This is a genomic window from Stieleria sedimenti (assembly GCF_025060895.1).
Taxonomy (GTDB): Bacteria; Planctomycetota; Planctomycetia; order Pirellulales; family Pirellulaceae; genus Stieleria; species Stieleria sedimenti.
In genome coordinates, this window is the sequence record NZ_JANZKV010000087.1 from 104,566 (window position 1) to 115,896 (window position 11,331).

Consider the following 11,331-nt stretch of genomic DNA (forward strand, 5'->3'; position numbering starts at 1 on the left):
GCTACCTTGACGCCAAGCGGGGTATTTTTTGTTAGCGGTAGGGCNNNNCGTTCCGCTAACACCTTGAGAGCCAAAGTCGATGGCACGTGGCGTGAGCCGGTGGCGTGGGGGTGGCGGGAGATGCTAGCCGACCGGGGAATCGTTTTCGTGTTGGTGCTCGATGAGTTCCGATTGGGTGGTGCGGCACAGCTCGAGCAGTTCGTTGGTGTCGCGCAGCAGGTCGAGCCAGGAGATCTCTTGTTCGCTGGCTCGCTGGCGGATGCGATCAGCGGCTTTGGCGATCGAATCGATGTCACAGCGACGGGCGTACATTCCCAAACGTTCCGCCAGCGTCTGCATTCCCTCGGTGTCTTGGCTATCGATGGCCGCGGCGAGGCGTTCGACTTGAAAACCGATTTGAATGGCGGCTTCGCTATTGATCGTCGCGTCGGGCTCGGGTTTGCTGGTGATGACGCTGGCGAAGTGCTCCACCAATTCGGGATCGAACTGAGATCCGGCGTAGCGTCGCAATTCCTCGATGGCAACTTGATGCGAGCAACCGTCGCGGTAGACGCGGTCGGAAACCATCGAGTCATAGCTGTCACAGATCGACAGGATGCGCGCCCCGATGGGGATTTCCGTGCCGACGGGCAAATTTCGGAAGCGACCCGAACCGTCAAAATGTGCTTGCCGAAACTGGACGGTTTCGGTCAGCTCTTGGCACTCGAACGCAGTCTCGATCAGCTCAACGCCGATGCGATCATGCCAGGCGATCAATTCCATTTCGTCGGGGCTGAGTTTTCCGCGTTTAAGAAGGATCTCGTCGGAGACACCGACTTTGCCGATGTCGTGAAGCAGCGCGGCGATCTCCAGAACGTATTGGCTGGCCGAGTCCATGTACTGTTTGGAGACGCGGGAACAGAGGTCCGCCACACGGCGGCTGTGTTGTGCGGTGGCGGCGTCGCGGTAGGAAAGCGAAGCGATCAGCGCCGTGACCGCCTGGTAGGGAATTTCGGCGCGCTCCCGCGAGTCGGGTTCTTCGCCATCCATTTGCGAAAGTTCCGGGCTGTAGGGAATCACGCAGTTGCGTCCGCCCCGTTTGGCTGCGTACAGGCAAACATCGGCTTGATTGATCAGCTCCTGGGGATCGGAGGCGTTGAAGCGTGTTTCCGACACCCCGACGCTGGCGGTCAAGCGAAGTTGAGCGGGTTCTTTGAAGGTGATTTGCTCGATCGACGCCCTGGTTTGTTCGGCCAAGTCGAGGGCGTCCTCAAAATCAATGCCGGGTAACAAGACGCAGAATTCTTCACCACCGTAGCGGCAAACCAGCCCGTGATCGCCGTGGGTTTCTCTGAGCACACGAGACACTTCACGCAACACGTCATCGCCGACACCGTGCCCGTAGGTATCGTTGACGCGTTTGAAGTGATCGTTGTCGAACATGATGCACGAAAGCGGTTTCTGTTCCGCAGCGGCCATTTTCCAGAGATGGCCGAACCGTTCGAAAAAGGCGCGACGGTTCAGGCAGCCGGTCAGTGCATCGGTGGTCGCCAGGATTTCCAATTCTCGGTTTTTCTCTTCGATCTCATCGCGACTTTCACGCAGCATCGACAGCATCGCTTCGAGCTGTTTGCGATGCTCTTCGATATGGGTCACGTCACGGAAGGTCGCCAACGCTCCGCGTCGCGCGTTTCCGCCACCGATCGGAGCCGCGTTGACCGAGAAAATGCGTTCGACGCCGTCGCCGACATTCAGATGCAGAATCTGTTCGGTGATCGTGGCGGACTCGTCGATCGCGGTCATCCAGGGGAAATCGTTCTTGGACTGGTCGTGCTCAAACGTCCAAGGTAATTCGTTCGCACGCGATTCGACCAACAACTCGGTCGGCACATCGACCGTTTCGGCGAACGCCCGGTTGGCCAGCACGATCTTGGCTTTCTCGTCCAACACCAACAGGCCTTCGGCGAGCGTGTCGAGGGCTTGGCGAACGCGTTCGGGCACGACCTGGGTGGTACTGAACACCCTCATGACTTTGCCCACAAATAGCGTGTACCCGAACAGTCCGGTGATGCAGTAAAACGCCAACAAACGCATCAGGGGATGTTCGGCAATCGCGCCAAACGTCGATTGGTCGGGGGCGTGAAAACAAAACTCGACCTCGCCCCATTCGCGTCGGTTCAGAGTGATCGGCACGGTGATGGCGTCGATTCCCCGGCTGTCGTTTGCCACGTGACGCCACAGATCGTCGTGGTGGCCGGCATTGACCTTCAAGTCCCCGTGCTTACTGCGAACCCCGATGGAAAGCAGTTCGTCGTCGCGATGGACGAGTGTTTCGGCCGTCGCACGCAGGTCCACCCACTGTTGTTTTCGAACGTGGGCCGCCGCGTTGACCGCGACGGCTTCGCTGAGTCGTCGCCGTGACGCACTTTCGATCTTCGTCACATCAGGCATTAGCCCGAACCAGTGACTAGCCAAAATCAGGCTAGCACCGAGGCAGACCAACGCAATTGCGAGGCGAATCGATTGGAGATAGACCCTACCCAAGGTGCAGCTTTAGGCGAAAATGAGGTGATGTGGTCAGCTTGGGGTGTCGCCACCCCGGTAGTGAGCCAAGTTTTGCTTGCGCCTATGGGCATGGGAGCGGGGAATCGCCAGCAAGTCTTCCGGCACACGAAAAGAAAACGGGATCGCGCCGCGATGAGAGGTTGTGCGGATCGTGACGGCCGGCGAGCGTCAGTCGCTGCCATGGATGGCTTTTGGCATCTACTTCTGTAGGGCGGGGTGATTTTGTCTTCAGGGCATGCCCCAATGCTGGCAAATGGCAGGCCTTGACGACTGTGACGATTGTCCTTGACCGGGCTGCCGTGAACACGCCGATTCGTCGTGGCGGATCGATCCGAATCATCGTTGCGACCGATCCTGAGGTTGCGTGCCCCTGCAAGCCGCATGGAATGCGCTTTCGTGAAGGACCTAGACGAGAATTTGATGCCACGGACGGGATTCGATCTGCATAAACGCTTCGCGCTTGTCATGGTGTCCGCCATGACGATCGTGCCAGGTGTGTATGCCGAACCGCCGACGGGCAGCCGAGGGTTGGGGACTCCGCAAGCGAATCGCCCTGCGACGGCCGCATCAACGCCCGCGGTCGGGAGCCTGCCGAAGCGATTGCCCCCGGCTCCAATTTCGCCTCTGCCTGATCCGACACTTGCCGGGGAAACGGCGCCGATGCAGTGGTGGACCGATCGAGTCACCCAGCAAGTGCTCGATCGCGATCGCTGGGTCCGGTTTGACCTTGAAACGATCCTGCTGGATACCCTCGCCCATAGCCCCCGCATCTTGAGCGTTGGCTATGAAGCGAGTTCCACGTTCCAACGGATTGTTCAGCAGGACGCCGAATTCGACTCGACGATCCTGTTGAGTGGCAACCTCGGGGCGACCAATGATCCCGTGGGGAATACCCTCACAACCGGTGGCGCAGACCGGTTGCGTGAAAAGTCGCTGAACTTTAGCGGCGGCGTGCGCAAGAAAACACGGACCGGGACTGAGTTGGAATGGAACCAGGAAATCGGTTTCTTGGATAGCAACAGCTCCTTCTTTGTCCCACGAGACCAGGGGAATGCACGGCTGAGTCTCAGTTTGACCAAGCCGCTGTTGTCGCGCGGCGGGCGATATTACAACGAGCGGTTGGTCACCCAGGCTCGGATCGAAAGCCGGGTCGCATGGCAAGACATGCGGGGTGCGGTCGAGCAACGGATCGCCGATGTCATCGCCGCTTATTGGAAATTGTACGAGGCGCGAGCTCAGCTGACCCAGCAACGCGAATTGCTCGCCCGCAGCCGCAACATTGAACGGTTGTTGGTCAGCCGCAAAGATTTCGACGCCGCCTTGATCGAGATCACCAAGGCCAAGCAGCGGGTGGCACGTCGCGCCGACCAGGTCATCGACCTGGAAGCAGATCTGAAGAAGCAACAGGCACGGCTGGCTGCCCTGGTGGGGAGTGAAGCGATGATCGGGGCGGACAGCGATTTGGAACTGATTCCGATGGCGGCTCCGCTGATCGACGGGGTGCGGTGGAACTTGCGTGATGCCGTCGCACAGGCGCTTCAAAACCGGCCCGAGGTTCGCGCCGCGACATATGACGTCGAACTCTCGGCGTTGGAGCTGCGCGTCGCTCGGGCTGAACTGGAACCACAGCTCAACTGGGTCTTCAACGGATACTTGTCGCAGCTCAACGGCGCCAGCAAGGTCGCCCGGTCGTTCGGCGAACAGTTTGACAATGCCCCCGGGATCTCGACGGGGCTGGAATTCGAGCTGCCGCGGGGACGACGGGCGTTTCGCGCTCAGCACCGTGAAGCCTTGTTGAGGGCGCGTGAGCGATCCCAGAAGTTGCGTGAGGTAATCCAGCAAACCCAGTTCGACGTCGAAACCGCATTGATCGATCTGGAACGGTTTGAAAAACAACTGATCAGCAAACGCAACGTGCTGTCGACCGCGGTGACCGAAGAGAACATCTTAACGGTCCAGTGGCGGATCATTGGGGGCGATGATTCTCGCGTCGGCATCAAACTGGAGAACCTGCTCGACGCACAGCAACGTCGGACCGATGCGGAAAAGGATCTGGTGAAGGTGGAATCGGCGTACATGATCGCGCTGGTGCAACTGCAACGCGCGATGGGAACGCTGTTGATCAACGAGGGGGTTCGGCCCGTGCAATCGGACTGTTCCGGTGAGATCAACTTCTTGCACGACGACTATCAATCTACCGTGTTTGTCCCCTCCGACGAAGCCGGCAGTGAAACTCAGACGGAGCCGGAAACGCACCCGTCGAGTCCGCGTGATCTGTCTGGGGTGGATGGACTGCAGCGTGCCGCATCCACCGTCAAGCAAACCCCGACGCGGCTCCCGTTCACACAGGCTGACGAGTCGCCGACCCCGTCGGTGCCCGCGGAGAGTGAGAGCCCGATCCGCAACGATAGCGAGTCGGCCGATCAAGCACCGCGGAAGGTCGCGGTGCCGCGACGCATCGGTCGGCCGACAGCAACTCCCGCGTCCACGCCAGCGCCTCAACGGGCACCGCAAGCACAACCCACGCCGCAACAGCCACCTACAACACCACAGCAACCACAGCCGTCGGCAAAGCTGCCAAGGGGCTGGGACGCGAATGCGTCGAGCGTCTGGCAGCGGGATTCGAGCGCTGCGGCCCTTCGCTCCGGTGACGCACGCGGGACCCCAACGCAGCCTCCGCCACCGCAGCGCGCCGACTGGCGGACACCATCTGCGGGCTGGGCGCGATAGCGACGACCGCGTCACCCCACACCGCGCCCCGGGCGTACAAAACCGTCAACATTCCAAAGACACCACCGAATCGCATGACCGTCATGAAGTTCACTCCAAACCACACCAAACGAACGCGATCGAAGCGGCCCCCGATCACTGCGACGGTCGTCTTCGCGTTGCTGAGTTGCGGGCTGGTGATTGTCTCAGCGACCGTGATCGCGCAAGACAACGCCGGTTATTCACCAACCTCTCGTTCCCCGCAAGGCCTGCGGGGCGGCTCGGTCACCATCGATTACGAAGGTTTCACCATCCCCAAGTTTGATATTCTTGTCGCCGCGACAGAAATCGGGCGTTTGGAAGAGGTGAATGTCAAAATCGGCGATCGTGTTTCCAAGGGGCAGATCGTGGCCAAACTGGAAGACGGATTGCAAGTCGAAGCGGTGGCGACGGCTCGCTGGCGGGCGCAAATGCACGGCGAAACCGACGCCGCCAAGGCAGAAACGGCGCTGATGAAGTTGCGTTTCGAGCAATTGCAATCGTTGGCCGATCAAGACATTGCCCGTCCCGACGAATTGAAGCGAGCCTACGCAGACTGGGAAATTGCGAAGTCCCGCGAATTGAACGCGGTGGAACAGGACCAGCTTCGAAAACTGGAACTGTCACGCTACGAATTGCAATTGCGGCGGCGTAAAGTGCTCGCGCCGATGGACGGAGTGGTCGCCGAACTTTTCCATGCCCCCGGCGAGTACATCACGCCGGCAGATCCGGCTGTGATTCGGTTGGTGGTGCTCGATCAGATCTACGGGGTGTTCAACGTCCCGGTCGAAGAAATCGGCATGATTCGACAGGGCGATCAAGTTCAGGTCTTCATGGTCAGCGCGTCAAGGAGCGTACGTGGGGAAGTCGCGTCGATTGCACCCGACATCGACGGGGAAAGCGGCACGATCATGGTCAAGGTGTTGTTGGACAACGAGAACGGTGCGCTTCGAGCAGGCGACCGGTGCCGGATGAGGCCTGCACGAAACCAAACGGCACATCAGGAACGGATCCAATTGCCGGTGACACGGCGTATCGGTGCCAACGGCTCTTCCAATGTTCCCGCCAGCCAAAACGGGGTGTCGCGAATCCGATGAGCACCAGGCCCCCTTTGCTCAACGCTGGGTCGGCAACGACGGCCCACAGCGGAACGGCGTCAGCATCGCCGGATAGCGATGCTGCGCGGCGGGACGCGACTCGGGCAGAGTCTGGTACGTCGGCGGATTGGGCCAAAACGGTGTCTTTGATCGAAGTGGCCGCGGCGGCTGACGATCAATCCGAAGCGGTCATTGCATTGGTGCAATGCATCGCCGAGCAATTCCCCGCAAGCAGCGTGCGGTGTGGAATCGGAACAACACGATTGCGGCGATTGTATGAAAGCCGGCTTGGTTGGCTGGGGCCCGCAAGTGAACTCTATCAAAACGCAGCCGAAAGCTGGGATGAAGAGGCAACGCCGGTTCCGACCCGACCCTCGGTTCCAACGGCACTCGCTGCGAACAACGAGCAAAAAGACAGCGATGCGATTCGTTTGAACCTGGATGACGACGTCGGGCTGGGCCGTTGCGTGTTGTGGATCGACGGAGTTCCGGTGACGGCTGCCGACCGAACATGGCTGCGACGTGCGCTGCCGGCCCTGCGGGCGATCATTTGGAGTCGCAGCGGCGGGGTGGCGGCACAACTGTCGCGATGGCTGGCCCAAAGCGGTTTGAGTACACGCATATGCTTGGGGTTCGCCGGACTGGCCGTGTTGCTGCTGGCGATTTGGCCGGTTTCCTATCGCGTGCGTTGCACCACGCTCGTCCGCCCCAAACATTCGCGGATTGTATCGGCGCCGTTTGACGCCACGTTGTTGTCGACCCACGTCCAACCCGGCGATGCCGTCCAACAGGGCGATGTGCTGATCTCGCTCGATGGCCGTCCGCTCCGCCTGGAACTGGAAACGGTGGAAGCTCAGATCGGTCAGGTGCTGAAGGAACGCGACGTCGCGATGGTCGGCGGTCGTGTAGCCGAATCACAGCAGGCCAAGTTGAAGATCCGAGAATTGAACCGACAACGTGACCTGCTGCTGAGTCGTCTGGATCGTCTCAACGTGACCAGCCCGATCGATGGCGTCATCGTGTTGGGCGATCTGAACCGATCCATTGGTGCGCCGTTGGAAACGGGGCAAGCGGTGTTGGAGATCGCACCTCTCAATGAAATGCTGATCGAGCTGGAGATCCCCGAATATGAGATCAGCTACGTCGACAAGGGGACGTTGGCTCGCGTCCGGCTGACAGCCGCCGAAGGAGATCCGATTGAACAACCGATCGATGCGGTGTACCCGAGCGCCGAGCTGCGCGACGATCAAAATGTGTTTGTCGCGCACATCCATGTCGACAATCGAGCCGGAACGCTTCGTCCGGGAATGCGAGGCGATGCGATCGCGTATGGTCCCGTTCGTCCCTGGCTCTGGTCGATGGTCCGTTCGGGCTGGGAGAAATCGTTGTGGTGGATCGGGTACTGAGACATTTCTATGGACGATCAATCCAGCCATTCGACACAAGACGGAGCCGCGATTGACCCGTTGTCGGTCATCGTGAAAGTCGATCCGGCGGTGGAGTTTTCGTCCCGTGGACGACGCGCACAACCGGTTTATGTTGGGCACGACCGTCGGACCGGAAAATTCTATCGTTTCGGCGCCCGTGAATATCATGCCGTGACGTTGATGGATGGTGCGCGGACGCTCGGCGAAATCTACCGCCAACTGCAGCACGACGGTTTGTTGTGGTCCGAAGTCGATGTGATCGCGTTCGCCAAGGAGTTGACGCAACACCGATTGGCGGTCGTCGTCACCGCGGCCTGCGACGCCCGGACCACCGGGGGAACCGGGGGAACCGGGGGAACCGGGGGAACCGGGGGAACCGGGGGAACCGGGGGAACCGGGGGAACCGGCCAGGCGGCGGATCCGGCCCCCGGAAAAGTCGACGCGGCACCCACGGATTCCGAGACTGCATCAAACGGAGCGGCATCGGCCAAGACTGCATCGGCACCTCCGAAGCGGTGGTTCGGCGTGACGCTGCGACTCCTCGGCGGGTTGCTGACGCAGCGTTTTCCACTTGCCGACGGCGACCGGATTGCCACGAAACTGCTGCCCGGCTTCGGGGCCCTGTTTGGCGTTCCCGCGATCGTCGCCTGGGCGGTGCTCGTGGGAGCTGGAGTCAGCGTGGTGTGGTCCAACGCCGACGCCTTCTCGGCGGAGGTGCGTCGTGTCTTTGATCAACAATTGTGGTTGGTCCTGGCTGTCTTGTGGTGCGTGTTGAAAGTCGTTCACGAATGTGGACATGCGGTGTGTGCGAAATACCATGGCGTTCGTGTCGGACGGATGGGGATCATGTTTTTCCTGTTCGCTCCACTAGCCTATGTGGACGTGACCGATGCATGGAAACTGGTGCGACGCCGGGATCGCGTGCAAATCGCGTTGGCCGGCGTCTATGTGGAACTCGCCATCGGAGCCGCCGCCGCGTTGCTGTGGTGGTTCTGTCCCGTCGGATTCACCAAACATCTCGCCGCCCAGGTCTTTCTGGTCGCGGGGCCGGCGACCATTTTGGTCAATGCGAATCCACTGTTACGTTTGGACGGCTACTATGTGTTAAGCGATTTACTGGAGATCCCTAATCTGCGCGCACACGGACGGGCACGATTGGGGGCGATGATCGAGGCCTTGCTGTTTCGCATCCGGATGCCCGAAAGCCCCTTGACCGGTTGGCGAAGAGACTTTGCCGCCTTTCATGCATTGTGCTCGGTGGTGTTTCAGATTGTTTGGATGTCGGGTTTGGTGTTTGCCATCGCCACGTGGGCCAGAGGTTTCGGAATCTTAATCGCGATCGTGGCCACGACGATGTGGGGCGTCTTACCCCTGTTGCGATGGCTGATCAAGATCTGGAAACTCGAGCCACGAAACGGTTGGGGATTGAATTTCTATCAACGGCGTCTGATTGGCGTCTGCACCGTGGTCTGTCTTGTCGTTCAGTATGCGACGGTGCAGAGTTCGCCGCTGGCGCGACGCGTGCCGGTGGTGGTCCAGTTCCAAGAGGAACAAATCGCCCGTGCCCCCGTGGATGCGTTTGTGACGTCGGTCTTTGTACGGTGTGGTGATCGCGTCGAGCGGGGAACCTTGTTGCTGGAACTCGATCAGCCGGAGCTGGTGCTCCAACGTGATCAGCTGATGGATCAGCGTGACGTCGAGTCGGCCAAGGCGATTCAGCATCGTCAGCGTAGCGAGCTCGCCCTTTCCAAGGTGGCGCAGCAGAACGCCGAAAGTTTGGAACGCCGGCTTGCCGAGATCGACGAACAGATCGATAGCATGCGCATCGTGGCGACCCGCAGCGGAAAGATCACCACACCGGCAACCAACCAGCTATTGGGGCGATACGTCAAACAGGGCGAAGAACTGTTGCGGGTTTCCGATCCCCAGGAAAAGGAAATCTTGGCAATCGTCGCCGAAGACACTCTGGAAGCCTACAAAAAGGCATCCTCGTCCAAGCAAGTCGCTTCGATCCGTCTGCGGGGCGGCGTTTCGATTACGGCGCCGCTGCAGGATCTACAACCTTCCGCCAGTCGCACCCTGCCGCATCCCGCCTTGGCGGCGACAGCCGGCGGCCCGTTGGCGGTGCAGTTGCTACAGCAATCGGAGTCGAACGAGTTGGTTCATCCGCAGTTGCGGTCTGTGTTGCCATTGGATCCGTTGACCAGTTTGGCGGTACAATCGGGGCAAATCGGGCGTCTGACCATCCCGGATGATCGCAGTCTGGTCTCACGAATCTGGGATCACCTGCAGTCGCGTTAGTGCTGCGGGATCCCCTTGCGTGACAATAAGTACGTCATGCACAGCATGACCTACCCGAAAACCACGGTGACACGGAATACTAGTCGTTGGTCGCGACGAAGCAATCGGAAGTGAATCGCCATTGATGAATGAACCGTCTGACCCGCCGGAAATCGAAACGCCCATACGCTCCTCACTGCTGACGAATGTGTTCGCGGCGCTGGCGCGGTTGGCCTGTCTGGCGGTTGTGCTGGTGACAGTCGCGACCCTGTTCGCCCGTTGGTTCTGGGTGTCGGACCTGCTTGCCAATCTGAGGACCCAGCAATGGATCGCCATTGTGGCCGTGATTGCCCTGTGCACGATGGCCAGGCAGTCTCGCTTCGCGTGGATCGCCGCAGTCTGTTTCATGGTGCAATTCGCTTCCCTGTTTGCTCAACTGATTCCCGACCCGATGACCGCACCGGGCGGTGAGCCATTGCTGCGCGTGATGACCATGAATGTGTTGACCAGCAACCGGTCGTATCGGCGGGTGTTGGACGAGATCCGTGAGGTCGATCCGGACGTGGTCGCGATCCTGGAGCTCAGTCGCGGACTAGACGATTTCTTGACGGAACAATTGAGTACCGAGTACCCGCACGCCTTGACGCGTCCACAGGATCAGGGGAATTTTGGAATCGGCGTCTACGGCAAACACCCGTTCGCGAGTTCCGACGCCTTCGAACTGAACGAATACGTCAAGTCGATCGAAGTCGAGTGTCTCGGATATCGATTGATCGCGACGCATCCCTTACCACCGATGGGCGCTCGCCAGTTTCGCTCGCGCAATGAACACTTGCATTTGCTTGGCGAACGAATTCACCGAGCGCAAAAACGAGCCCCTGAGCAGCCGATCATTGTGATGGGGGATTTGAACGTGACGCCCTGGTCACCGCATTTCGGCGAATTTGAACGACGGTCGGGGCTGCGGCGGGCCAGGCAAGGGCTTGCCATCACGCCGACCTGGTACGCCGGTGGTTCCCGTTTTCCGATGGGGTTGGTGCTGGATCACATCTTGATCAGCCGGTCGCTCGAATGTGCGAGCTATCGCGTGGGACCGGACGTCGGATCGGATCACCGCAGCGTCAGTGTCCAGCTGAAGCGATTGCCGGATGGGCATGCAGCCAGGGATGGTTTCTCGGGGCAGACGCCGCGGTAGCGAAGGTCGCCGCGGCGCTCGCGGGCTGTCGTTTTTGTGA

General features: G+C 60.0%; 6 protein-coding genes. 5 read left to right on the forward strand and 1 reads right to left on the reverse strand.

Annotation, left to right across the window (positions count from 1 at the left end; translation table 11 throughout):
• Positions 1 to 123: 123 nt before the first annotated feature.
• Positions 124 to 2,430 (reverse strand): diguanylate cyclase, encoded by a 2,307-nt coding sequence (locus tag NZK35_RS12940; RefSeq protein ID WP_259632953.1) that lies wholly within the window; start codon positions 2,428 to 2,430, stop codon positions 124 to 126.
• 591 nt (positions 2,431 to 3,021) lie between these two features.
• Between NZK35_RS12940 and NZK35_RS12945 the strand changes: the two genes are divergently transcribed.
• The 5 genes from NZK35_RS12945 (at position 3,022) to NZK35_RS12965 (ending at position 11,291) form a co-directional block, all read left to right on the forward strand.
• The gene (locus NZK35_RS12945; protein WP_259632954.1) at positions 3,022 to 5,274 is read left to right on the forward strand and encodes a TolC family protein; all 2,253 of its coding nucleotides are present in this window, start codon (positions 3,022 to 3,024) and stop codon (positions 5,272 to 5,274) included.
• 83 nt (positions 5,275 to 5,357) lie between these two features.
• Positions 5,358 to 6,389, forward strand: a complete 1,032-nt coding sequence (locus NZK35_RS12950; protein ID WP_259632955.1) for an efflux RND transporter periplasmic adaptor subunit — start codon at positions 5,358 to 5,360, stop codon at positions 6,387 to 6,389.
• A gap of 140 nt (positions 6,390 to 6,529) precedes the next feature.
• Positions 6,530 to 7,795: an efflux RND transporter periplasmic adaptor subunit gene (locus tag NZK35_RS12955; RefSeq protein WP_259632956.1), complete on the forward strand. Its 1,266-nt coding sequence runs from the start codon at positions 6,530 to 6,532 to the stop codon at positions 7,793 to 7,795.
• 9 nt (positions 7,796 to 7,804) lie between these two features.
• Positions 7,805 to 10,117, forward strand: a complete 2,313-nt coding sequence (locus NZK35_RS12960; protein ID WP_259632957.1) for an efflux RND transporter periplasmic adaptor subunit — start codon at positions 7,805 to 7,807, stop codon at positions 10,115 to 10,117.
• A 124-nt stretch (positions 10,118 to 10,241) separates the two neighbouring features.
• Complete coding sequence (locus tag NZK35_RS12965; RefSeq protein WP_259632958.1) at positions 10,242 to 11,291, forward strand: endonuclease/exonuclease/phosphatase family protein; 1,050 nt, start codon at positions 10,242 to 10,244, stop codon at positions 11,289 to 11,291.
• Positions 11,292 to 11,331 lie beyond the last annotated feature (40 nt).

Bases quoted from the DNA above. Each gene is read 5' to 3' on its own strand.
- NZK35_RS12940 (WP_259632953.1), bottom strand. From the start codon at position 2,430: ATGCCTGATGTGACGAAGATCGAAAGTGCGTCACGGCGACGACTCAGC.
- NZK35_RS12945 (WP_259632954.1), top strand. From the start codon at position 3,022: ATGACGATCGTGCCAGGTGTGTATGCCGAACCGCCGACGGGCAGCCGA.
- NZK35_RS12950 (WP_259632955.1), top strand. From the start codon at position 5,358: ATGAAGTTCACTCCAAACCACACCAAACGAACGCGATCGAAGCGGCCC.
- NZK35_RS12960 (WP_259632957.1), top strand. From the start codon at position 7,805: ATGGACGATCAATCCAGCCATTCGACACAAGACGGAGCCGCGATTGAC.
- NZK35_RS12965 (WP_259632958.1), top strand. From the start codon at position 10,242: ATGAATGAACCGTCTGACCCGCCGGAAATCGAAACGCCCATACGCTCC.